The 23181-nt window shown below is 71.1% G+C and carries 18 protein-coding genes; 9 read left to right on the plus strand and 9 right to left on the minus strand.

The window, feature by feature from the left end; genetic code table 11:
- Nucleotides 1-74: 74 nt before the first annotated feature.
- Nucleotides 75-2108: a TerD family protein gene (locus GLX30_RS22830; protein WP_159691860.1), complete on the minus strand. Its 2034-nt coding sequence runs from the start codon at nucleotides 2106-2108 to the stop codon at nucleotides 75-77.
- Between the two features lie 352 nt (nucleotides 2109-2460).
- Here GLX30_RS22830 and GLX30_RS22835 point away from each other — a divergent pair, with 352 nt between their 5' ends.
- The 3 genes from GLX30_RS22835 to GLX30_RS22845 all read left to right on the plus strand — a co-directional run bounded on the left by GLX30_RS22835 (nucleotide 2461) and on the right by GLX30_RS22845 (nucleotide 8324).
- The gene (locus tag GLX30_RS22835; protein WP_159691862.1) at nucleotides 2461-6222 is read left to right on the plus strand and encodes an ABC transporter ATP-binding protein; all 3762 of its coding nucleotides are present in this window, start codon (nucleotides 2461-2463) and stop codon (nucleotides 6220-6222) included.
- A gap of 153 nt (nucleotides 6223-6375) precedes the next feature.
- A complete protein-coding gene (locus GLX30_RS22840) occupies nucleotides 6376-6789 on the plus strand; it encodes a hypothetical protein (RefSeq protein WP_159691864.1) in 414 nt (137 codons plus the stop codon).
- A 101-nt stretch (nucleotides 6790-6890) separates the two neighbouring features.
- Entirely contained in the window at nucleotides 6891-8324 is a 1434-nt protein-coding gene (locus tag GLX30_RS22845) for a S28 family serine protease (RefSeq protein ID WP_159691866.1), read from the plus strand.
- 76 nt (nucleotides 8325-8400) lie between these two features.
- Here the strand turns inward: GLX30_RS22845 and GLX30_RS22850 are convergent, their stop codons facing one another.
- Nucleotides 8401-10227 carry a glycoside hydrolase family 3 protein gene (locus GLX30_RS22850; RefSeq protein WP_159691868.1) on the minus strand — a complete coding sequence of 609 codons (1827 nt, stop codon included), beginning with the start codon at nucleotides 10225-10227 and terminating at the stop codon, nucleotides 8401-8403.
- Nucleotides 10228-10410: 183 nt separating this feature from the next.
- Complete coding sequence (locus tag GLX30_RS22855) at nucleotides 10411-11319, minus strand: LysR family transcriptional regulator (RefSeq protein ID WP_159691870.1); 909 nt, start codon at nucleotides 11317-11319, stop codon at nucleotides 10411-10413.
- Nucleotides 11320-11430: 111 nt separating this feature from the next.
- On the opposite strand from GLX30_RS22855, the gene GLX30_RS22860 reads away from it, so the two are divergent.
- The 3 genes from GLX30_RS22860 (at nucleotide 11431) to GLX30_RS22870 (ending at nucleotide 14257) form a co-directional block, all read left to right on the plus strand.
- Complete coding sequence (locus tag GLX30_RS22860) at nucleotides 11431-12339, plus strand: EamA family transporter (RefSeq protein ID WP_159691872.1); 909 nt, start codon at nucleotides 11431-11433, stop codon at nucleotides 12337-12339.
- Between the two features lie 141 nt (nucleotides 12340-12480).
- Complete coding sequence (locus GLX30_RS22865; protein ID WP_159691874.1) at nucleotides 12481-13083, plus strand: hypothetical protein; 603 nt, start codon at nucleotides 12481-12483, stop codon at nucleotides 13081-13083.
- Between the two features lie 4 nt (nucleotides 13084-13087).
- The gene (locus tag GLX30_RS22870) at nucleotides 13088-14257 is read left to right on the plus strand and encodes a DUF1266 domain-containing protein (RefSeq protein WP_244258260.1); all 1170 of its coding nucleotides are present in this window, start codon (nucleotides 13088-13090) and stop codon (nucleotides 14255-14257) included.
- Here GLX30_RS22870 and GLX30_RS22875 read toward each other — a convergent pair.
- The 6 genes from GLX30_RS22875 to GLX30_RS22900 form a co-directional block, all read right to left on the minus strand.
- Nucleotides 14238-14846, minus strand: coding sequence for a DUF6058 family natural product biosynthesis protein (locus GLX30_RS22875; RefSeq protein WP_159691876.1), 609 nt, complete (start codon nucleotides 14844-14846; stop codon nucleotides 14238-14240). The genes GLX30_RS22870 and GLX30_RS22875 overlap by 20 nt on opposite strands.
- 124 nt (nucleotides 14847-14970) lie before the next feature.
- Complete coding sequence (locus tag GLX30_RS22880; RefSeq protein ID WP_159691878.1) at nucleotides 14971-15747, minus strand: sugar phosphate isomerase/epimerase family protein; 777 nt, start codon at nucleotides 15745-15747, stop codon at nucleotides 14971-14973.
- The gene (locus GLX30_RS22885) at nucleotides 15744-16679 is read right to left on the minus strand and encodes a helix-turn-helix domain-containing GNAT family N-acetyltransferase (RefSeq protein ID WP_159691880.1); all 936 of its coding nucleotides are present in this window, start codon (nucleotides 16677-16679) and stop codon (nucleotides 15744-15746) included. Before GLX30_RS22885 ends, GLX30_RS22880 begins: the two co-directional genes overlap by 4 nt.
- A gap of 25 nt (nucleotides 16680-16704) precedes the next feature.
- On the minus strand, nucleotides 16705-18033 hold the full coding sequence (locus GLX30_RS22890) for an ion channel protein (RefSeq protein WP_159691882.1): 1329 nt from the start codon (nucleotides 18031-18033) through the stop codon (nucleotides 16705-16707).
- 78 nt (nucleotides 18034-18111) lie between these two features.
- The gene (locus GLX30_RS22895) at nucleotides 18112-18564 is read right to left on the minus strand and encodes a hypothetical protein (protein ID WP_159691884.1); all 453 of its coding nucleotides are present in this window, start codon (nucleotides 18562-18564) and stop codon (nucleotides 18112-18114) included.
- Nucleotides 18565-18763: 199 nt separating this feature from the next.
- Nucleotides 18764-19834 (minus strand): LacI family DNA-binding transcriptional regulator, encoded by a 1071-nt coding sequence (locus tag GLX30_RS22900; RefSeq protein WP_159691886.1) that lies wholly within the window; start codon nucleotides 19832-19834, stop codon nucleotides 18764-18766.
- 139 nt (nucleotides 19835-19973) lie between these two features.
- Between GLX30_RS22900 and GLX30_RS22905 the strand changes: the two genes are divergently transcribed.
- The 3 genes from GLX30_RS22905 to GLX30_RS22915 are packed head-to-tail and all read left to right on the plus strand — an operon-like array spanning nucleotide 19974 to nucleotide 23118.
- A complete protein-coding gene (locus GLX30_RS22905) occupies nucleotides 19974-21125 on the plus strand; it encodes a Gfo/Idh/MocA family oxidoreductase (RefSeq protein ID WP_159691888.1) in 1152 nt (383 codons plus the stop codon).
- Entirely contained in the window at nucleotides 21122-22288 is a 1167-nt protein-coding gene (locus GLX30_RS22910; RefSeq protein ID WP_159691890.1) for a dihydrodipicolinate synthase family protein, read from the plus strand. The genes GLX30_RS22905 and GLX30_RS22910 overlap by 4 nt, the downstream gene beginning before the upstream one ends.
- Nucleotides 22285-23118, plus strand: a complete 834-nt coding sequence (locus tag GLX30_RS22915; protein WP_244258261.1) for a sugar phosphate isomerase/epimerase family protein — start codon at nucleotides 22285-22287, stop codon at nucleotides 23116-23118. The genes GLX30_RS22910 and GLX30_RS22915 overlap by 4 nt, the downstream gene beginning before the upstream one ends.
- Nucleotides 23119-23181: the final 63 nt, after the last annotated feature.

The raw sequence follows: 23181 nt of genomic DNA on the forward strand, positions 1-23181 counted from the left end.
GCCTGTTACGTCAAGCGCGCTTGAGGTCAAGGCTGTCCGTGTGCGAAGCCTTCGGCGGCGCCGACCAGCTTGGGTCAGCCTGCGGCTACCTGCTCGGTGACCCGGGGCCGACTCGTGGAGCGTCGCTCGAAGGCGGACACCTGCGCGACGACCGAGGCGTAGAACCGATCCACCGCGTCGTCGACGCTACGGATGAACCCGGTTTCGGCGTTCCCACGCGTAGCTCCCATGCTCTTGAACAGGGACAGCCGGAAACCGGCTATCCGGGCACCGTCCTTGGGCAGGAGGTCACCCGGCTCGGGGCGCAATCTTTCCAATGTGCCTCGTGGGCCCTTGCCGTCCTCGACAAGAGTTTCCACGTGGAGGTCGGCCGGTGCGTCGGCCAGTGCGCGGACGAGGCGCTTCACCGAGGTGAGGGGGTAGTTGCCCTCCGGTGCCTGGACGTCGACGGATGTCCGCAGCTTTCCGGTCCTGAGATCGGCGACTATGGCCAGCACCCCGGGTGTGTCCTCGATACGCATCTCCGCAGTCAGGCGCCCGTCATCACAAAGTTGGTCCGCGAGGGCGACCCGCCGCATCTGGGGGTCGGTGCCCCGCTTGGTGCGTTGCACGGGCAAGGCCTTGCGTCCCAGTTCGCCACCGAGCCGCAGACAGACCTGGCGGACGAGTTGCTCCCAGCTTTCCACGACCTCGAGTGCCCTCGGATCCCCTTGGCACAGTGTTTCCGTGTCGATGCCGTTGCGGACCGGAACCCACGCGGGTCCCATGTTCTGGAACCCGTGGCAGCCCGAGTTCTCGTGTTGCAGGTAATGGAGCAGTTCCTGCAACAGCCACGCGTGGGTGGCATTGCCCACGCCTTCGTGACGAATGAGTAGCTGGGCCTGGTGGGCAACCTCGGCCCAAGAAAGGTGCCACAGGGTCACCTTGTGCTTCCGGCGTCCGTCGGTCCGTACATCGACCAACGGGCGGCCTTCCAGCTCTACGTCGTTGGAGAGGGTGATCACGGCTTCGTAGCCACGCCGTGCCGCGATGTCCATGTAGCTCTGGACCTGCTCGGACCTGAGTGCGTTGCCGTTCGTCTTCGTCTCGACCAGAGCCGTCCAGAGTTTGCCCGCCCGCTCCACGCGGATCACGCCATCCGGTCGCTTCGGGCTGTCCCCGTGCGGAAGGGACACTTCCACGAAGGTCTGCATGCGCCCGGCCGGGGCGCCGAACGCCGCTGTGAGCCGCCGCCCGAACTCCGGTACCTCCGCCATGACGGAGAGCAGCACGGACGTCGCTCGCATCTCACGTTCTTTGTCGCTCTTCAGCGACGAGGCGGGGAACAACCGCGCCGGCCTCCACGAGTCGTTCTCGGCAAGCGTCGGTTTGACCGTCTTGGGAAGCGTGATCTTCTTCTTCGCCGTCCTGGGGCCGCGTGCTCGGCGAGATGCGGGCTCAGCCGAGGACGGCAGGACCGGGCCGGGCTGTACGGGAACGACAAGCATCTCCGACGGTGTCGATGGCACCGTCTCGGGGCCCGCCGCCGGTTCCGCTGTCGCCATCGCCCGGTCGGTGCTCTCCTCGTCGCTCTCCTCGTCGACGGTGATGCCGAAGTCTGTAGCCAGCCCTGCCAGACCGGTTTCGTACCCCTGGCCGATCGCCCGGAACTTCCAGTCCGTTCCCCGCCGGTACAACTCACCGAAGATGAAGGCGCTCTCCACACCGGCGTCCGTTATCGAGAAGCCGAGCAGTGCTTCTCCCGCGCGGTCAGCCACGGTCACACGGAGATCGTTCAGTTCCCCGAACGTCGAGCCACCGTACTGACTCGCGGCGACGACGATGCGCTCCACACCTGTGGGCACCGCCGTCAGGTCAAGGCTGATGCGATCCTCGTTGCCGTCATCGGTCGGCTTCTTGCCCAAGAGCTGCACGCTGCCGTCGGCCGCTGTCGGGTTGTTGTAGAAGAAGAAGTCCGTGTCGCTCCGTACTTTCCCGTCGGCGTCCAGGAGGAGCACGGACACATCGGCGTCACCGTCGCCGGTCGCGCTGTTCCAGCGCAGGCTGACGACCACGGCGTCGGCGTCCTCACTCAGGGCCGTCAGGCTGACATTGGATCCCTTGGTCATCTCCTGCATGGAGCCCCCCAGGCCTGCAGCCGCGTCCGGGCACGCCGAAGCGGCCGCCACGTGCGCGTCGCTCTGTGACTTCTTTCGCACTCTCGGTGCGCTTCGGTGAACCGTAGCGCTCATAAGTCACCTGTGTGGAGATGATGTGAACATCCGGTTGAGTTTCCAGCGTGGCGATCGCGGGCCTCTTGCCCGGGTCCTAGGACCCTGGACCGGTCTTTGGTGCCGACGGGTCGCGGAGGGATGAAATCCGCCGGCCGCCGCGTTGGTGCCTTCCGGAAGATCAGGCCCGCGATCGGATCCGAGGATCAGGTCGGACGGGCCCCCAGCGGTATCGACGGGGAGGCATCACGTGGCGGCGGCACCAGCAGCGCAAGGGTGGGCACGGCGGTTGTCCGGTTACGCATGGCGTTACCGGCTCAACGTCGTACTCGCCCTCGGCTCGTCGCTGGGCGGCATGGCCGTCATGGCGCTCGTACCGCTGATCATCAAGGTCGTCATCGACGACGTGATCACGGCGCAGACACGCTCGCTGAACACCTGGACCGGGCTGCTGATCGCCGCCGCCCTGGTCGTGTACGTGATGACCTACATCCGGCGGTACTACGGCGGGCGGCTCGCCCTCGACGTGCAGCACGACCTGCGCACCGACATGTACGGGACGATCACCCGGCTCGACGGACGGCGGCAGGACGAGCTGTCCACCGGGCAGGTCGTCGGACGGGCCACCAGTGACCTTCAGCTGATCCAGGGGCTGCTCTTCATGCTCCCGATGACCATCGGGAACTTCGTGCTGTTCGGCATCTCCCTCGTCGTCATGGCGTGGCTGTCCCTGCCGCTGACCCTGATCGCGCTCGCCGTCGCCCCCGCCCTGTGGGTCATCGCCAAACGCAGCCGCACCCGGCTGCACCCGGCCACCTGGTACGCGCAGAGCCAGGCCGCGGCCGTCGCCGGGGTGGTCGACGGGGCTGTGAGCGGTGTGCGCGTCGTGAAGGGCTTCGGGCAGGAGGAGCAGGAGACGCAGAAGCTGCGCGAGGTGAGCAGGAAGCTCTTCGCGGGGCGGATGCGCACCATCCGGCTGAACTCGAAGTACACGCCCGCGCTGCAGTCCGTCCCGGCCCTCGGGCAGGTCGCGATGCTGGCCCTGGGCGGCTGGCTGGCCACGAAGGGCGATATCACGCTCGGTACCTTCGTCGCCTTCTCCGCCTATCTCGCGCAGCTGGTGGGCCCGGTGCGGATGCTCGCCATGGTGCTGACCGTCGCCCAGCAGGCCAGGGCCGGTGTGGAGCGGGTCTTCGACCTGATCGACACGCAGCCGGGCATCAAGGACGGCACGAAGGAACTGCCGGCCGACGCACCGGCCACCGTCGAGTTCGACGACGTGAGCTTCGAGTACGCGGAGGGCAAGCCGGTCCTCGACGGGTTCTCGCTGGAGATCGCCGCCGGTGAGACGGTGGCGGTCGTCGGCGCCTCCGGCAGCGGCAAGTCCACCGTCTCGCTGCTGCTTCCCCGCTTCTACGACGCCACCCGCGGCGCCGTACTGGTCGGCGGCCATGATGTGCGTGAGCTGACGTTCGACTCGCTGCGGGCGGCCATCGGCCTCGTACCGGAGGACAGCCTCCTCTTCTCGGACAGCGTCCGGGCCAACATCGCGTACGGGTACCCGGAAGCCACCCAGGAGGAGATCGAGAAGGCGGCCCGCGCCGCCCAGGCCGACCGCTTCATCGCCGAGCTCCCCGAGGGTTACGACACCAAGGTCGGCGAGCACGGCCTCACCCTCTCCGGCGGCCAGCGCCAGCGCATCGCGCTCGCCCGCGCCATCCTCACCGATCCCCGGCTGCTGCTCCTCGACGACGCCACCTCGGCCGTCGACGCCCGGGTCGAGCACGAGATCCACGAAGCGCTCAAGCACGTCATGGCCGGCCGTACGACGCTGCTGATCGCCCACCGCCGTTCGACCCTGAACCTCGCCGACCGCATCGCCGTCCTCGACGGCGGCCGGCTCGCCGACATCGGCACGCACCAGGAGCTGGAGCAGCGCTGCGCGCTGTACCGGCGGCTGCTGACCGACCCGGACGAACTGGGCGGCGTCTCGCCCGGCCACATCGTCCGGCAGGCCGCCCCCGAACCCGACGAGGACCGCACCGTACGGGACGAGCTCGACGCCGAGTTCGACGCGGAGCGCGGGATCACGCCGCGGCTGTGGGTGCGGGACGAGAACGCGGAGGAGGCGAAGGAGGAGCCCGGCGCGACGCCCGAGTTGCTGGCTCAGGTCGAGGCGCTGCCCCCGGCCACCGACACCCCCGACATCGACGAGGCGCGGGCCACCCGCCCGGAGCCCGCCGGCGCGACCGCCGGCGAGGGCGGCAGGCTGCGGGCCGTACTGAGTGGGTTCGGCCTGCCGCTGCTGGTCAGCCTCGGTCTGGTCGCCGTCGACGCGGGCATGGGCCTGCTGCTGCCGATCCTGATCCGGCACGGTATCGACGAGGGTGTGGAGCAGGTGGCGCTCGGCGCCGTGTGGGCGGCCTCGCTGCTCGCGCTGGCGACCGTGCTGGTGCAGTGGGCGGCGCAGATCGGCGAGACCCGGATGACGGGCCGCACCGGTGAGCGGGTGCTGTACTCACTTCGTCTGAAGATCTTCGCGCAGCTCCAGCGGCTCGGTCTCGACTATTACGAGCGTGAGCTGACCGGCCGCATCATGACGCGGATGACGACGGACGTGGACGCGTTGTCCACGTTTCTGCAGACGGGCCTGGTCACCGCGTTCGTCTCGGTCGTCACCTTCTTCGGGATCATGGTCGCCCTCGTCGTCATCGACGTGGAACTCGCCCTGGTCGTCTTCGCGACGCTGCCCGTGCTGATCGTCGGCACGTACTTCTTCCGCAAGCAGAGCGTCAAGGCGTACGAGCTCGCCCGTGAACGCATCAGCGTCGTCAACGCCGACCTCCAGGAGTCCGTCTCGGGTCTGCGGATCGTGCAGGCGTTCCGCCGGGAGCGCACCGGCAGGGAGAGCTTCGCGGCCCGCAGTGACAGCTACCGCCAGGCCCGGGTCCGCGGCCAGTGGCTGATCTCGATCTACTTCCCGTTCGTGCAGCTGCTGTCGTCGGTGGCCACCGCCGCCGTTCTGATCGTGGGCGCGGGCCGGATCGAGGCGGGCACGCTGACGACGGGCGCGCTGGTCGCCTATCTGCTCTACATCGATCTGTTCTTCGCGCCCGTGCAGCAGCTCTCGCAGGTCTTCGACGGCTACCAGCAGGCGGCCGTGTCGCTGCGCCGCGTGCAGGAACTGCTGCGTGAGCCGGCGTCGACGCTCACGCCGGCCGAGCCGCACCCGGTGCGGGCACTGCGCGGCGACATCGGCTTCGAGGACGTGTCCTTCGCCTACGGGGACGAGGAGGAGGCGCTCACCGGCGTCGATCTGCGCATCCCGGCCGGGCAGACCGTCGCTTTCGTGGGCGAGACGGGCGCCGGCAAGTCGACGCTGGTCAAGCTCGTGGCCCGGTTCTACGACCCGACGAGCGGCCGGGTCACCGTCGACGGCGTGGACGTGCGTGAGCTGGACCTGACCGCGTACCGGCACCGCCTCGGCGTCGTCCCGCAGGAGGCGTACCTCTTCCCCGGCACCGTCCGGGACGCCATCGCCTACGGCCGCCCCGGCGCGAGCGACGCCGAGGTCGAGGCGGCCGCCCGGGCGGTCGGCGCGCACGACATGATCGCCACACTCGACGGCGGCTACCTCCACGAGGTCTCGGAGCGGGGGCGCAACCTCTCCGCGGGGCAGCGTCAGCTGATCGCCCTGGCCCGCGCCGAACTCGTCGACCCGGACGTGCTGTTGCTCGACGAGGCGACGGCCGCGCTGGACCTGGCGACGGAGGCACTGGTGAACCAGGCGACGGACCGGCTGACCGGCCGGCGTACGACCCTTGTCGTCGCCCACCGGCTCACCACCGCCGCCCGCGCGGACCGCGTGGTCGTGATGGATCATGGCCGGGTCGCGGAGGACGGCACCCATGACGAACTGCTCGCCCTGGACGGCCGCTACGCCGCCCTGTGGCGCACGTTCGTCGGCGAGGGCACGGAGGACATAGGGGAGGACGAGCCCGCGACGGTGTGACGCCGGATTCAGCAGGATCCGGCCTCCTGCCGCGGCGGCAGCAACCGCCGGGCGTCAGGTGGTAACAGGCCGTAGCGACCCGTGACGGGCGCAACCGATCCCCGGCCCCGCGCGTCGTACGCAAGTACGGAGCGGTGGCAGTGGGGAGCAAGCGTGTTCGGTGGGGCGGGGATCAGGGGCAGGGGGCGGCCGGGCCGGGTCATAGGGCGGGTGCTCGCCGTGGTCACGGCGGTCGCGGCGTTCACCGTCGCCGCCCCGGGCGTCCAACAGGCCGACGCGGCGGCGCCCTGCCCGGGCCGACTGGCCAGGACCGTCACCTTCTCGACCGGCGAACTGCGCGTCTACGAACGCGGCAACTATGCCTGCGCCGTCACCCTCGCCAAGCGCCCCGGCGTCCGACGGTCCATGTCGGTCTCCCTCCAGCCCCGGGGCGGGCGTGCGGACACGGACAGCGGGAGGTTCACCCGGCAGGCCGGGCCCGTCACCGTGCACGCCCTCAACCGCTGTGTACGCGCCACCGGTTCGGTCTCAGGGACCTCGCGCTCCACCGGGTGGATTCTGTGCTGATGCGCCGGTAAGGCTCAACCGGGTCTGGCGGGGCCCGTGTTGACACCGCTAGGTTCACCGCGACCACTTGATCTCAAGGGGAGATCTCCAGGGGAGGGTGAATGCGCAAGGCGCTCAGATGGCTGCTGTCGCTCGTGGTGCTCATAGGCACCGTGAGCGCGGCCGGCGTGACGGCGGGTGCGGCCACCGCCGCAGAGCCGGCGACCGGCACGGACATCAAGGACCGGATCCTTTCGGTCCCGGGAATGAGTCTCATCGAGGAGAAGCCGTACCCGGGTTACCGGTTCTTCGTCCTCAACTACACACAGCCGGTCGACCACCGGCACCCGTGGCGCGGCACGTTCAAGCAGCGGATCACCTTGCTGCACAAGGACACCGACCGCCCCACCGTCTTCTTCACCTCCGGCTACAACGTCTCCACCACGCCGCGCCGCAGCGAGCCGACGGCCATCATCGACGGTAACCAGGTCTCCTTGGAGTACCGCTTCTTCACGCCCTCGCGTCCCGCGCCCGCCGACTGGTCCAAGCTGGACATCTGGCAGGCCGCGAGCGACCAGCACCGGGTGTTCAAGGCACTGAAGAAGATCTACGACAGGAACTGGCTCTCCACGGGCGGCTCCAAGGGCGGCATGACCGCCACCTACTACGAGCGCCACTACCCGAACGACATGGACGGTGTCGTCGCCTACGTCGCGCCCAACGACGTCGTGAACAACGAGGACCGGGCGTACGACCGGTTCCTCGAGAACGTCGGTACGAAGGAGTGCCGCGACAAGCTGAACGCGGTCCAGCGCGAGGCCCTGGTGCGCCGGGAGCCGCTCGAGGCGATCTACGAGAAGCACGCGGCGGACGGCGGCTACACGTTCGACACCGTCGGCAGCCTGGACAAGGCGTACGAGGCCGTCGTCCTCGACTTCGTGTGGGCGTTCTGGCAGTACAGCCACGTGTCCGACTGCGAGGCGATCCCGGCCGCGGCGACCGCGTCCGACCAGGAGATCTTCGACACCGTCGACGCCATCTCCGGCTTCTCCTTCTACGCCGACCAGGGGCTCGCCACCTACACGCCGTACTACTACCAGGCGGGTACCGAGCTCGGTTCGCCCGACATCAGGCAGCCGCACCTGAACGGCCTGAGCCGCTACGGCTACCAGCCGCCGCGGAACTTCGTGCCGCGTGACATCTCCATGCGCTTCAAGCCGTGGGTGATGAAGGACGTCGACACCTGGGTCCGGCACAACGCCGACCGGATGATGTTCGTCTACGGCGAGAACGACCCGTGGGGCGCCGAGCCGTTCCGGGTCGGCAAGGGCACCCGCGACAGCCACGTCTACACCGCGCCGGGCGCCAACCACGGTGCGAACGTCGCCGGTCTGGTGGCCGAGGAGCGGGCGGAGGCCACTGCCGCGATCCTGCGCTGGGCGGGCGTCGCCCCGGCCGCGGTCCAGGAGGACCCGGCGAAGGCCAGGCCGCTGGCGAAGGCCGACACGAAGCTCGACAAGCGCGACCTGGAGCGCGAGGCGATGCTGCGCCCGTAACCGGGGAGCGGTAGAAGGGGCCGTCTCCGCAGCCTTCTCCGGCTGCGGGTACGGCCCCTTCACATGCGGTGCGCGGCTACCGGTACGACAGCCCGTGGCCGATCGGGAACAGCACCCGTGACGGGTCGTCGGCCCGCTGCACCGGCACCGGGAGTCGGCCCCGCGGGTCCGCGTGGCCCGCGATCACCCGTACCGCGGCCCGCAGTTCGACATCGGTCCACGAGTAGGCCGCCAGGGCGGCCGCGACCCCGTCGAGCCTGGCGACGTCGTACGGATTGCGGATGGCGAGCGCGACCACCGGCACGCCGGTCGCCACCAGTCGGGCCACGAGGGTGCGCTGGGAGCTGGTCGCGGAGACGTTGTACGTGCCGACGACGACCACGTCCTTGCCCTGTGCCGCGGCGACCGCCTCCGTGATCTTGGCGCTGCTGGGGGCGGTGCCGGTCGACAGGGCGGTGGCCGTGAAACCCAGCTCGCCGAAGGCGTCGGCGAGTACGGTCGTCGGCGGCCCCGTCGTGCCGCTGGGCGACGCCGGATCGGCGCCGACGACCAGGACCTCGCGGTGGCTGCGGCGGCTGAGCGGCAGCAGTCCGTCCGGGTTGGTGAGCAGCGTGGTGGTCCGCTCGGCGATCCGGTCGGCGGCGGCGAGATGCGCCGGGGTGCCCACCGTGCGCCCCACCTCCCGCTGCGGTACGAACGGGTCGCGGAACAGGCCGAGCTTCTCCTTGAGCAGCAAGATCCGCAGGATCGATTCGTCGAGCCGGGCCTCCGTGATCTCGCCGCTCCTTACCGCGTCCAGCACACCGTTCCAGGCGACCGCAAGGTCCGGCGGGTTGAGCAGCTGGTCCACGCCCGCGAGCAGGGCGAGTACCGGCACCCGGTGGTCGCCGTACTTCTCCCGGACGCCCTCCATGTTGAGCGCGTCCGTGACCACCACGCCGTCGTAGCCCAGCTCCTCGCGGAGGATGCCGGTGAGGATGGGCCGGGACAGCGTCGCCGGGTCGTTGCTGGCGTCCAGCGCCGGGAACTGGATGTGCGCCGTCATGATCGAGTCGATGCCGGCGGCGATGGCGGCCCTGAACGGCGGCGCGTCGATCTCCTCCCACTCCTGGCGGGTGTGGGTGATCACCGGGATGCCGGTGTGGCTGTCGACGGTGGTGTCACCGTGTCCGGGGAAGTGCTTGGACGTGGCCGCGATGCCCGCGCTCTGGTAGCCCTTGACCTGCGCGGCGACCATCCGGGCGACCGCGGCCGGATCCGCGCCGAAGGACCGCACGCCGATGACCGGATTGGCCGGGTCGACGTTCACGTCGGCGACGGGGGCGTAGTTCTGGACGACGCCCATCGCGGCGAGCTCGCGGCCCGCGATCTGCGCGGCCTTGCGGGCGGCGGACGTGGAGCCGCCGGCGCCGAGGGCCATCGCCCCCGGCATCAGCGTCGCCGGCTTGCCCACGCGGGCGACGATGCCGTGCTCCTGATCGGTGGAGATCAGCAGCGGTACGGGGTTCCGCTGGGCGAGCGCGGCCCGCTGGATGCCGTTGGACAGCCCGGCGATCTGCTGCGGGTCACGGGTGTTGTGCGCCCACGCGAAGTAGATGATGCCGCCGACGTGGTACTCGGCGACGAGCTCGGCGGCGTTGCGCACGCCCATCTCTTCGAGGTTGAGGTCGATGTCGGCCTGGTCGGGGTCGGTGGCGGAGTGTCCGTAGACCCGCATCACGAAGAGCTGGCCGACCTTCTCCTCGATGCTCATCCTCGAGATGAGCCGCGTGAGCCGGTCCTTGGTGCCGCGGGAAACGGCTGCGGGCGCCGCGAGGGCGGGTAGCGCGGTGGTGGCGACGGCGCCCGCGGCGACGGCGGTCGCGGTGAGAAGAGTGCGTCTCGAGAGGTTCCGGTCGTGCACTGGTGCTCCTTCCGGCCTTGCTCAACATGCTCGACATGGGTGTGGCACAAGGGGAGTTGAAGGAAACTGCCAAGGTGACACGGATATCCGGAAACTAACTGCCAGGTCAAGGCCCCGCGCACAACCGTCACCGGACCGGCGGCCGACGGCCCCTGCCGGATCGGCCCGCCCGGGCGGAGGTTGTCAGTGCGCGGAGACCTCCGGCCACAGCTTCTGCAGGGTCCGTACCGTTTCGGTGATGGCGGGCCGGCGCGCCGCCCCCGTGCGCCACAGGGCGTGCAGCCGCCGCGTCGGCACCGGCGCCAGCCGCACCGCCGCCACCTGCGGCGGCAGCGCCCCACGGCCCAGCCGGGGAACCAGTGCGATGCCGAGTCCGGCCGCCACCAGGGCGACCTGGGTGTGGTTCTCCTCCGCCTGATGGGCGATCAACGGCTCGCAGCCGGCCGACCGCAGGGTCCGCAGCAGCCAGTCGTGGCAGACCGTGCCGGGCGGCTGGGTGATCCAGCGCTCGTCCTTGAGGTCCTCCCGCCGCACGGAGTCGGCGGCGGCCAGGGGGTGGCCGGCCGGGACCAGCACGTCGCACATGTCGTCGCCGATGACGGCCTGCTCGACGCCCGGCGGGGTCGGCAGCGGGGCGATGTCCCAGTCGTGCGCCACGGCCAGGTCGATCGCGCCGCGGGCGACGAGATCGACGGACAGATGCGGGTCCACCTCGTGGAGCCGGGCGTCCAGACCGGGATGGCGGCGGGCTAGGTCGGCGAGGACGTACGGCATCAGCCCGCGGGAGGCACTGGCGAAGCAGGCGATCGAGAGCCGCCCGGCCGGCCGGCCGCGCCGCTCCTCGAGGCGCACCTCTGCCTCCTCGACCAGGGACAGCAACTGCTGTGCGGTGGACGCCAGTTGCCGGGCCTCGTCGGTCAGCCGGACGCCCCGGCCCTCGCGCTCGAGGAGCGTCGTGCGGGTCTCCCGCTCCAGTTTGGCGATCTGCTGGGACACCGCGGACGGGGTGTAGCCGAGCGCGGCCGCCGCGGCACCCACCGTGCCGTGGACGGAGACGGCGTGCAGTGCGCGCAGCCGGCCGAGGTCGAGCATGGTCTCTCCCCATTCACGCGTTCATCGACGGCACTCATCAGCAGCGCTTCATCCAACCATGAAGAAATCCGCGCTGGTGCTACATGGTCCCGTGGCGGGATGCTCCATGTCATGCGCCCCGCCCACATCGCCCTCGCCGCACTGGTCGCCGCCGTCTGGGGAGTCAATTTCGTCGTCATCGAGATCGGTCTGGACCACTTCCCGCCGCTGCTCTTCTCTGCCCTGCGGTTCCTGGCCGCGGCGCTGCCCGCGGTCTTCTTCGTCGGCCGGCCGAAGGTCGCCTGGAAGTGGATCGTGGCGGTCGGCCTCATCCTGGGCGTCGCCAAGTTCGGCCTGTTGTTCACGGGCATGGACCTAGGGGCGCCCGCCGGTCTCTCGTCCCTGGTCCTCCAGGTCCAGGCGGTGTTCACGGCCGTGTTCGCCTTCGCCGCGCTCGGCGAACGCCCGGGAGGGGTACGGGTCGCCGGGATGGCCGTGGCCCTGGCGGGCATCGCGGTCGCCGCTGTCGACGAGGGCGCCTCCGGCCCCCTGTCCGGGTTCGTCCTGGTCGTCGCCGCGGCCGCCTGCTGGGGTGTCTCCAACGTCCTGACCCGTAAGGCGGCGCCGCCCGACGCGCTGAACTTCATGGTGTGGGTCAGCACCGTTCCCGTCCTGCCCCTGCTCGGCCTCTCCCTCCTCCTGGAAGGCGCCGACCGCGACCTGGCCGCGCTGCGCTCACTGGACTGGACGGGCGCCGCGGTCGTCCTCTACGTCGCCTGGGTCACCACGATCTTCGGCTTCGGCGCCTGGGGCCTGCTGCTCCGCCGCCATCCGGCGTCCTCGGTGGCCCCGTTCTCCCTCCTCGTCCCCGTCTTCGGGATGTCCTCCGCGTACCTCTTCCTCGGCGAGCCGGTCGGCCCCCTGCGCTGGTGCGCGGCGGCCCTGCTGGTCGGCGGCGTCGCGCTGACGTCCCTGCCGGGCCGCCGACAGGCGCGGCCCGCACCGAAGGCCCAGGAACCACTGACAGCCGCTCACAGCTGACGTTCTAGGGTGATCCTTCCGATCGACCGACGGGGGATCACCCATGTCCACGCCGCCTTACGGTCCGGGGCAGGTCCGGTACGACGCCACGACGCAGCAGCACCTGTACCAGGCCCACACGGGGCGGGGCCAGGAGGCGCCGTGCCCTGCCAGGTGTGCGGCTCGCTGCCCGCCGTCCACGCGGTGATCCGCGGCCACCAGGGCATGTTCCTGGTCATGCGTTCCCGCAAGCGCGAGGGGTTCTTCTGCCGCTCGTGCGGAACGTCGCTGCACCGCCGGATGACCACGGACACACTGTGGCAGGGCTGGTGGGGCGTGATGTCGCTCTTCATCACCCCGGTCACCGTCACGATGAACCTCGGCCCGCGCGCCCGGTTTCTCAAGCTCACCGCTCCGTACGGCGGATGGCGGCCTCCGCTGGACCCGGGAAAGCGGGTGCTCGCACGTCCTCCCGTCCTGCTCGTCCTCGCGCCCATCGTGCTGATGGTGATCGTGCTGGCGACGGGCATCACGACAGCGGCGTTCAACAGCGGCCCCGCGGCGGCCTCGGTCCGGGTCGGTGACTGCGTGCGGAACCACAGCAACTGGCCCGACCAGGACATCCGGCGGGTGGACTGCGGGTCGCACCTGGCGGAGTACCGCACAGCGCGGCTCGCCGACTGCGACGGCGACGAACTGCTGATGCGCCTCGAGTACGCGGCCGACGCGGAGGCCATGTGCCTCAAGCCGCTGGGGAGCGTGTGAGCCCGTGACCGCCGTCGCGATGCCGTACGGATGGCAGGCGCCGACCGAGGTGGAGCACCGGCTCCACGAGGCGAAGACGCGGGGTGACTGGGCGTCGTTCTTCGACGTGCTGTCCGGCGTGTACCTCTACTATCCGGTGGGACGGGCGGACGCAGAGGCGGGCACGGGAACGCAGTACTCCTACCGGAGCCCGGTGACAGGCACCTGGTGCTACGCCTTCTACACCGAGGGCGCCCTGCCTCTGCCCCAGCCCGACCCCGTCTTCAACCGCACGTCGTTCCGGAGCGTCGTACGAACCTGGGGCAACGACCCCTGCTGGCTGGCGGTCAATCCCGGGACGCCCGGCGAGGCGTACTTCCCGGCGAACCCGCAGACCCTCCACCTGTGGCGGCAGCACGCGGAACGGGTCACCCCGCGGAAGGAGGGCCTGCTGCGCACCCTGCGGGTGGGCGGGCCGACCCAGGGCCCGGTGGCCAGAGGTTTGGCGTGCGGTGCTCAACTGGCCGTGCACAGGGGCGATCTGTGGAACGCGCCGGCCTCGCACCTCGAAGGGTTCCGGCAGATGCGCGAGACGGTGGACGAGTCGTGGGGCATCCGCGGCCCCGACGACTGGCGCCGGACCCAGGAGGACCTGCTGCACGGCCGGTACGTGAGCCCCGCCTGGGAGTTCGTCCTCTCCGTACGCCGTGCGATGGCGCGTGAGTACGGAGGCCCGGTCGATCCCGTCCGATGGCGGGAGACGGCGGCGCACGTCATGCGCCGCCGCGCGGAGCCGGAGACGGTCTCCGAGGCGGACATCAGCGGCGTCCAGCAACTGATCGGGCGCATCACCCGCTACGAGGCGCGCTTCCGCGCTGACGGGGTCCTGTCCGAGGGCCGCTGTGTGAGGTCCGTCCTCTCCTGGGACTACGGCCGGGCGGCCAACATGGCGCGCTGGGGCCTGGCCGCCCGGTACTGCGATCCGGCGAACGCCGAGAGCGCCGTGGTCCGTGCCGGTGAGGTGAGCGCGACGGTGTACCGGTCCTGGGAGGACTTCGGAGCGGGCTATGCGCTCGGCCGATGTCTCCACTTCGACGAAGAGGAGTTCGGCACCTGGTACACGGAGGTCGTCGATATCCACAGGACGCTCACCACCGACCCGGAAAGCCCCTGGCTCACCGTTCCCTGGCAGTAGCCGGGTCAGGCGGGAAGCGGGCGCGCATCGCGTCGATGCACAGGTCGCGGGAGGTCGGGCCACCGAAACGGAGCCGGTCGTACGGGGTGAACGCCGGTTCCAGCGCGTCCAGTTCGTCGATCGCGGAGTGCAGCCTCGCCGACCATCCAGGCGTCCCGGCGTCCGGGTCGTGCGGTGCCGCGGTGATCTCGGCGGTCAGCCGCTCCTTGCGCTGTATCGACGCCGGGGTGACGGAGTGCAGGCACACGTACCGGCCGCTCAGATACGCCTCCCACTCCTGGCGCCCGGCCGCCCGGTCGGCCCAGTGCGCGACGAACCAGGCCTCGAGCTGCTCCGGCCCGCCGGCCGTCTCCGCCGGTGCGAAGAGGTCCTTCGGGACCATCTGGGCCCCGTCGGAGCGCAGATAGCCGGGCAGCGGCAGCATGCCGGCCAGCATCATCAGCCGTACGGCGCCGGGGTCGCGGCCGGACGCCAGGCACAGGTCGTCCAGCACGGCGAACTGCGCGGTCACGTAGGCGTCGTCCGCGGGTGACATCGGGTGGTCGCCGTTGACCTCGCGGAAACGGGCCGCGATCTCGCGCTCGTACATGGGAGTCGCTCCTTCGTGAGTCGGTCCCGTGCACGCTAGAGCCGGGACGCTTCGGCACCCGCCGAACCGTCCCGGCCGCACAGAATCAGGCCGCTCTTGGAGCCGTCTGTTCAAAGCCGTCCGCTCAGAGCAGCGAGAGCAGATGCTCCCTGCCCGTGGTGAGCAGGCCCGGCAGCTCCGTGGCGGCCGGATACCACCGCTTCTCGTACTCCCAGCACACCCACCCGTCCGGGTCGGCGAGCGCCAGGCACTCCGCGAGCGGCAGCACGCCCTGCCCCAGTGGCAGCGGCGTCAGATCCTCGCGTGAGGCCACGTCCTTGACCTGCACGTATCCGAGGAAGGGGCTCAGCGCCGCGTGGGTCACCGCCGGCGCCTCGCCGCCCAGCCAGGTGTGCATCACGTCCCACAGGGCCCCGGCGTGCTTGTGGCCGACCAGGCCCAGCACCCGGGTGACGTCGGCGCCCCTGCGGTGCGAGTCGTGCGTCTCCAGCAGGATCCGCACACCGAGGTCGGCGGCGGTCTCCGCGGCGGCAGCCAGTCGGCGGGCGGCGATCGCGTCGGCCTCTGCCGGGTCCTGGTCGCCGCCGCCGGGGAACACCCGGACGAACGGCGCCCCGAGGTCCTTGGCCAGCCGGCCGAGCTCCTCCATCTCCTTGATCACGGGCTTGTCGTCACCCGCCGCGGCGATCCGCGCGTACCCGGCGACGGCGAGGATCTCGACGCCCGCGCGCTCGAACTCCCTGACCGCCTCCGCCCGTTCGGTCGTGCCGATGCCGGGGTGCACCGGTTCCTCCGGATGGGCGCGCAGCTCCACGCCCTGGTATCCGCTGTCGGCGGCGAGCCTGGCCACCTCCGTCAGCGGCCTGCCCGGCACGCCGAGGGTCGAGAAGGCGAACTTCATCGATCCGTTCCTTCCTGCAGTGACAGCCGCCAGTCCTGGCCGACCAGATCCGCTCCGTACGAGCGGTGCGGCTTCTCGGCGACGAGCGTGAACCCGGCCCGCTGGTAGATCCGGCGGGCCGCGGTCAGTACGTCGTTGGTCCACAACACCATGTCCCGGTACCCGGCATCGCGCGCGAAATCCACGGCGGAGCCCACCAGCCGGTCGCCGAGCCCGTGCCCGCGCGCCTCCGGCTCGACCAGCAGCAGCCGCAGCCGGGCCGTGTCAGGGGCGTCGTCCCGTACGCACATCACCGAGCCGACCGGGCGGCCGTCCGTCTCGGCGATCCATACCCGCTCCAGGCGGGGGTCGTGCTCCTGCGCGAAATCGGCGACGATCCGGGCCACCAGGCCCTCGAAGCCGGCGTCCCACCCGTACTCGGCGGCGTAGAGCGCGCCGTGCCGCTGGACGATCCACCCCAGGTCACCGGGGCCGGGATCCCGCAGGACCGGCTCGGCGGCGGAGCCGGGCCTCGCCTGCGACAGCAGCTCCCGTACGGTGCCCAGCGCATCCGCGAGCCGGTCCCGGTCCCGCTCCGGCACGTCGGCGACGAGTGTGCCGACGGCTTGCCGGGACCGTTCGTCGAGCAGCGCGGCGGCCTTCCTGCCGCGGTCGGTGAGCGTGATCCGCTGGCGACGTGGGTCCCGCTCGGAGGGGGCGCGGGCGACGAGCCCGTCGCGCTCGAACTTCGCGAGCAGCCGGCTCAGGTACCCGGCGTCGATCGACAGCTCGCCGCGCAGGTCGGCGGCGTCGGTCCGGGGGCTGTGTGCCAGCTCGTACAGGACACGGGACTCGGTGAGCGTGTACGGCGTGTACAGATGCTTGCCGTAGTCGAGCGCGCCGATGAGGTTGGTGTAGAAGCGGTTGAACGCGCGGATCTCTTGTATCGGCATGATCGGCTCCGGGGTCAGCGTTGACTCAGTCAACGCTATGCCCGCCCGGTCTGCCCTGCAAGGCCCCCGCCGCTCCGCAGTGCGCCGGGATCTGCATCTCGGGGCGCCCGGTGACGATCAGCCACGCCGGAAGGATCGCCACACACAGCAGTGGCAGCAGGCGCGGGTCGTCGACGAGAACGGCGGCCATGAACAGGCTCAGCCAGCCCTGCCGGGTGACGGCGACCAGCACACCGAGGACGGCGGCCCCCGTCGCCAGCGCCATCGGCACCGCGGCGACGAGGGCGTGGGCGAGCATCCCGAGCGCCACGCCCACGAACACCGCGGGAAAGATCCGTCCGCCCTGGAAACCGCACGAGGCGGCGACGACGAGCGCGGCCAGCTTCACCAGGGCGAGCAGCGTCAGGTTCGCCGCGCCGTGTTCCTCCGGGTGAGCGGTGAGTTCCCGCATCTCCTCCAAGCCCTTGAAGAGGGTCAGCTGCCCGCCGAGCGCGCCCAGCGCGCCGAGGACCAGACCGCCGGCGGTCAGCCTCAGGACGGGGTGCTCCAGCCGGTGGAAGAGACGGTGCACATGAGGGAAGACGTACACGGCGGCCATCGCGACGACGGCCGTGGCGGCGGCGACCGCCAAGGCGGACACCGCGTCGATCAGCCGGGGCCCGGGGTAGGGGCCGACCTGGACGGTCAGCATCGGTTCCGCGACCAGCACGGTGGTCAGGGCTCCGGCTCCGGCGGCGACCAGCGGTGCGAAGAGCCGGTCCCACAGGGGCCGCGCATCAGGCCCTGCCTGGATCTCGGAGAGGATGAGGGCGGCCGCGACCGGTGTGCCGAACAGTGCGCCGACGGTCCCGGCGGCCGCGAGCGAGACCCAGACGGCGGCCGGGCTGCGGGGCATGGCCTTCATGCCCAGCGCGCAGGCGAGCGCGACGTTGATCGACGTGATCGGGTTCTCCGGGCCGAGGCTCACCCCGCAGGCCAGGGTCACCACGACGGCGAGCAGCAGACCGGGCAGGATCCGTACCGGCAGCGGTGGGTCGACCAGACCGCGCGTGGCCGGGTCCGGGCCGGTACGGCCCGGGAACTTCCAGACGAGCAGGCCCGTGGCCAGACCGGCCGTGGTGAGCACGGCAAGGGTCCAGCCCGCGGACGTGCCCGGGAAGCCCCACCACCCCGGCACGGTGTTCCACAGCCAGTGCTGGAGCTCTTCGGCGAGCCTGCTCACTCCGATCAGGACGAGGCTGGACGCGATCCCGATGAGCAGCGCCGGCAGGACGAGCGGAAGGAGGGCGCGGGCCTGCGGCCGGGGGACGCCGGCCTCGGGGCCGGGGCCTCCCGGCGATGCGTCGCGCGTCATCTTTCCTCCGCCGTGACGGTGGGCGAGAGGGCCCGGTCCGCGCTCCGGCGCCCTCGGCGTCGCCGGGGGCGCGGTGGTTCAGTGCGCGGACCTGCGGTCGGGATCCGAACCGCGCCCGTGGTCGGAGGTCAGCGCCCAGATGACGAACACGGCGAGCGCGATGGAGACCACCGCCCAGATCGGCTGGTACGGAAGCCACATGAACTGGAGGACGGCGACCAGGGCGGCCAGCGCCACGCCGACGGCCCGTGCCCAGGCGGCGCCCTGGAGGATGCCCCAGCCGGTGACCGCCACCAGAATGCCGAGGATCAGATGGATCCAGCCCCACGTGGTGAGGTTGAACTTGAAGACGTAGTCGCCGACGCGCCTGTACACGTCGTCCTCCGCGATCGCGGCGATCCCGGAGAGGATGCTGATGGAGCCTTCCATCAGCATCAGGACACCGGCGAACATCGTGCCCCCGGTGACCCAGGCGGACCCGCCGCCTCCACCGCGCGAGGCGGTCCGGGTGCTTCGCGTGCTGCTGGACATGCTCGTTCTCCGTCCTCGGGGCAGGAACCTCAGGGTGTGGGTGGTGCCTGCGGGGCGGCGAGCGGTGTGGGCCGTTCAGGTGACGCGGAAGCGGGGCAGGGCGCGCCGCTCGGCGGGACCGCCGACGGCCCCGGACCGGGGCGGCCGGGCGCGCCGACGCGGCCGCGGGACCCGGCCCTCCGGGGCCGTGGCCCTGCCGTCACATCCGCGGCGGCGCCGTCGAGTCCCGGGCCATCAGCTCCGCCGCGATCGAGGCGATGCCCCCGGGCGGCGGCGCCTCGTTGCCCATGGCGAGCCGGCCGGCGCGGGCTCCGGCCTCGAAGAGCGGGAGCCGGACGGTCGTGAGCGCGGGCACCGCGTCCACGGAGAAGGGCAGGTCGTCGAAGCCCGCGACCGAGATGTCGTGGGGGATCCGCAGGCCCTTGTCCCGTAGCGCCGCGCAGGCGCCCAGCGCGACGGTGTCGTTCGCGGCGACGATCGCCGTCAGGTCCGGGTCCCTGCGCAGCAGTTCGAGGGTGGCGTCGTAGCCGGACCTGCGGTCGTACGGGCCGTGCACCGTGAGCCGTTCCTGCTCCGCCGTGTCCCCGCCCAGTCCGGCGGCGGCCATCGCCGCGCGGTGGCCTTCCAGCCGGTGCCGGGTCGTGGTGCGTTCCACGGGTCCGGCGACGTATCCGATACGGCGGTGGCCGAGCGTGAGCAGGTGCTCGGTGAGCCGCCGTCCGCCGCCACGGTTGTCGAAGGCGAGCGAGGCGACGACGGCGTCGCTGCCGGGCAGCGGCGGGCGGCCGCACAGCACGACCGTGGTCCCGGCGTCCGCGAGCCGGCTGAGTTTCGCCGTCATGGCGGCGATGTGGTCCGGGTCCTCCAGGGCGCCGCCGGTGAGGATCACGGCCGCGGCGCGCTGGCGCTGGAGCAGGGTGAGATAGGTCAGTTCACGTTCGGGCGAGCCGCCGGTGTTGCAGACGACGGCGAGCTTCTCGCCGCCTGCCCGGCCCGTTCCCTCCTGCCCGCCGATCTCCGTCTGCGCCGCTCCGGCCATGATCCCGAAGAAGGGGTCGGCGATGTCGTTGACGAGGATGCCGACGAGGTCGGACGTGGCGGCGGCGAGTGAACTCGCCGGGCCGTTCAGGACGTAGTCGAGCTCGTCCACCGCTCGCAGCACGCGCTCCCGCGTCGACGCGGCGACCGGGTAGTTGCCGTTCAGTACGCGGGAGACGGTCGCCGGGGACACCCGGGCGCGGGCCGCCACATCCGCCAGGGTGACTGTCATCGCTTTCCTCCGCGGGAGATGGAGCGGCCCCCTTGTCCAGGCCGCTGTCGGCAGGCTAGCTTCATATCGCGTAGAAAGCGCTTGCTACGCTCATATCGAGGGAACTCGGAAGAACCGAGATGAAAGATGGAGGCACTTCGTGACACGCAGGACAGTGCGGATCGCCATGAACGGCGTCACAGGGCGGATGGGTCACCGCCAGCACCTGGTGCGCTCCATCCTGGCGATCCGTGAGCAGGGCGGTCTCGACCTCGGCGACGGCGAGGTGCTCTGGCCGGAGCCGGTGCTCGTGGGCCGGCGCGAGCACGCGCTGCGCGAGATCGCGGAACGGCACGGCATCACCGAGGTCTCGACCGACCTCGACGCCGTCCTCGCCGACGAGAGCATCGACGTCTACTTCGACGCCCAGGTCACCTCCGCCCGCGTCGGGGCGCTGAAGAAGGCGATCGCGGCCGGTAAGCATCTCTACACCGAGAAGCCGACCGCCACCGACCTCGCCGGCGCGTTGGAACTCGCCCGCCTCGCCCAGGACAAGGGAATCAAGCACGGCGTCGTCCAGGACAAGATCTTCCTGCCGGGCCTGCTGAAGCTGAAGCGCCTCATCGACGGCGGCTTTTTCGGCCAGATCCTGTCCGTGCGCGGCGAGTTCGGCTACTGGGTCTTCGAGGGCGACTGGCAGGAGGCCCAGCGCCCCAGCTGGAACTACCGCAGCGAGGACGGCGGCGGCATCACCGTCGACATGTTCCCGCACTGGGAGTACGTGCTGCACGAGCTGTTCGGCCGCGTCACCTCCGTCAGCGCGCAGGTCGCCACCCACGTCCCGCAGCGCTGGGACGAGCAGGGCAAGCCCTACGCGGCGACCGCCGACGACGCCGCGTACGGCACGTTCCAGCTCGAGGGCGGCGCGATCGCCCAGATCAACTCCTCCTGGACGGTACGGGTCAATCGCGACGAGCTCGTCGAGTTCCAGGTCGACGGTACCCACGGCTCCGCGGTCGCCGGCCTGCGCAACTGCCGGGCCCAGCACCGCTCCGCCACCCCGAAGCCGGTGTGGAACCCGGACCTGCCGGTCACCGAGTCGTTCCGCGACCAGTGGCAGGAGATCCCGGACAACACCGACTTCGACAACGGCTTCAAGGCCCAGTGGGAGCTCTTCCTGCGCCACGTGGTCCTCGACGAGCCCTACCACTGGGACCTGATGGCCGGCGCGCGCGGCGTGCAGCTCGCCGAACTGGGCCTGCGCTCGTCGGCGGAAGGCCGGCGGCTCGAGGTGCCGGAGCTGTCGCTGTGACGATCCGACTCCCGCGGGCCGACGGTTCCTTGACCGCGTACGAGCCGCGTAGCGAGCCCCTGAGCTTCACGGCCTCGACCCGGCTCACCTCCCGTACGGTCTTCTCCGCCGCCCATGTCGTGGCCGACCCGTACGCCGACGTCGGCCCCGACTCTCCCGCCGCCGTCGACTGGGAGGCCACGCTCGCCTTCCGCCGCCACCTGTGGTCGCACGGCCTCGGCGTGGCCGAGGCCATGGACACCGCCCAGCGCGGGATGGGCCTCGACTGGGCGGGCGCGGCCGAGCTGATCCGGCGCTCGGCCGCCGAGGCGAAGGCCGTCGGCGGCACGATCGCGTGCGGCGTCGGCACCGACCAGCTGACCGCGCCGGCGACGCTCACCTCGGTACGGTCCGCCTACGAGGAACAGCTCGCCCTCGTCGAGTCGACCGGCGCGCAGGCGATCCTGATGGCCTCCCGGGCGCTGGCCGCCGCGGCGACCTCCGCCGAGGACTACCTGGACGTCTACGGCCACCTGCTGCGCCAGGCGTCGGAGCCGGTGATCCTGCACTGGCTCGGGCCGATGTTCGACCCGGCGCTGGAGGGCTACTGGGGCTCGCCCGATCTGGACGCGGCCACGGAGATCTTCCTCGAAGTCATCGCGGCCCACCCCGACAAGGTCGACGGCATCAAGGTCTCGCTGCTGGACGCCCGGCGGGAGGTGGAACTGCGCCGTCGCCTGCCGCAGGGAGTGCGCTGCTACACCGGCGACGACTTCAACTACCCCGAACTGATCGCGGGCGAGGAGCCGGCGGCGGGAGGACGCTTCAGCCACGCCCTGCTCGGCATCTTCGACCCGCTGGGCCCGCTGGCGGCAGAGGCCGTACGGGTCCTGGACACGGGCGACAAGGAGGGCTTCCGCAAGCTCCTCGACCCGACCGTGGAACTCTCCCGGCACCTCTTCCAGGCCCCGACGCGCTTCTACAAGACGGGCGTCGTGTTCCTCGCGTGGCTGGCCGGCCACCAGTCCCACTTCACGATGATCGGCGGCCTCCAGTCGGCGCGCTCGCTGCCGCATCTGGCCCGCGCGTACGAACTCGCCGACGGGCTCGGCCTGTTCCCCGACCCGACGCTGGCCGAGACCCGCATGAAGTCCCTGCTCGACGTGTACGGAGTCCCCCGGTGAGCCCTGACCTGAGCCGCTTCAGCATCAACCAGATGACGGTGAAGCAGCTGACCCTGCCGGAACTGGCGGAGGCATGCGTCCGGCTCGGCGTCCCGGCGGTGGGCCTGTGGCGCGAACCGGTCGCCGAGTACGGGGCGGACGCCACGGCCAAGCTCGTACGGGACGCGGGCCTTTCGGTCACCTCCCTGTGCCGGGGCGGCTTCCTCACCGTGACCGACGAGGGCGACCGGGCCCGGGCGCTGGACGACAACCGCGCCGCGATCGACGAGGCGGCGACGCTGGGCACGGACACGCTGGTCATGGTCTCGGGCGGTCTCCCGCCCGGCAGCCGCGACCTCGTCGCGGCCCGAGAACGCATCGCGGACGCGCTGTCCGTGCTTGCCCCCTACGCCGGTGAACGGGGCGTCCGCCTCGCGATCGAGCCGCTCCACCCGATGTTCGCGTCCGACCGCTGCGTGGTCTCGACGCTGGACCAGGCCGTGGACCTGGCGGAACGCTTCCCGGCCGACCAAGTGGGCGTGGTCGTGGACACGTACCACATCTGGTGGGACGACCGGGCCCCGGCGGCGGTCGCCCGCGCGGGAGCCACGGGCCGCATCCACTCCTTCCAACTCGCCGACTGGACCACCCCGCTGCCCGCCGGCGTCCTCAACGGCCGCGGCCAGCTCGGCGACGGCGCGATCGACATGCGCGAGTGGCGCGAGCGGGTGGAATCCGCCGGCTGGACGGGCTTCATCGAGGTGGAGCTGTTCAACGACGGGTTGTGGGCGCGGGACGGGGTGGAGGTTCTGGAGGAGACGGCGGGGAGGTTCGCGTCGGAGGCGTTCTGAGCGCCGGCCGCGGGGGCCGTTCCCGCGGCCAAACGCATCCGGCCGCTGTTTTGAGACCTCTTC

It is taken from the genome of Streptomyces sp. Tu 2975, assembly GCF_009832925.1.
Taxonomy (GTDB): Bacteria; Actinomycetota; Actinomycetes; order Streptomycetales; family Streptomycetaceae; genus Streptomyces.

What these genes read in the sequence shown, in the direction of transcription:
- GLX30_RS22845 (WP_159691866.1), top strand. Translation starts at nt 6,891, where the DNA reads ATGCGCAAGGCGCTCAGATGGCTGCTGTCGCTCGTGGTGCTCATAGGC.
- GLX30_RS22895 (WP_159691884.1), bottom strand. Translation starts at nt 18,564, where the DNA reads ATGTCCAGCAGCACGCGAAGCACCCGGACCGCCTCGCGCGGTGGAGGC.
- GLX30_RS22855 (WP_159691870.1), bottom strand. Translation starts at nt 11,319, where the DNA reads ATGCTCGACCTCGGCCGGCTGCGCGCACTGCACGCCGTCTCCGTCCAC.
- GLX30_RS22875 (WP_159691876.1), bottom strand. Translation starts at nt 14,846, where the DNA reads ATGTACGAGCGCGAGATCGCGGCCCGTTTCCGCGAGGTCAACGGCGAC.
- GLX30_RS22890 (WP_159691882.1), bottom strand. Translation starts at nt 18,033, where the DNA reads ATGACGCGCGACGCATCGCCGGGAGGCCCCGGCCCCGAGGCCGGCGTC.
- GLX30_RS22900 (WP_159691886.1), bottom strand. Translation starts at nt 19,834, where the DNA reads ATGACAGTCACCCTGGCGGATGTGGCGGCCCGCGCCCGGGTGTCCCCG.
- GLX30_RS22885 (WP_159691880.1), bottom strand. Translation starts at nt 16,679, where the DNA reads ATGCCGATACAAGAGATCCGCGCGTTCAACCGCTTCTACACCAACCTC.
- GLX30_RS22830 (WP_159691860.1), bottom strand. Translation starts at nt 2,108, where the DNA reads ATGACCAAGGGATCCAATGTCAGCCTGACGGCCCTGAGTGAGGACGCC.
- GLX30_RS22860 (WP_159691872.1), top strand. Translation starts at nt 11,431, where the DNA reads ATGCGCCCCGCCCACATCGCCCTCGCCGCACTGGTCGCCGCCGTCTGG.
- GLX30_RS22880 (WP_159691878.1), bottom strand. Translation starts at nt 15,747, where the DNA reads ATGAAGTTCGCCTTCTCGACCCTCGGCGTGCCGGGCAGGCCGCTGACG.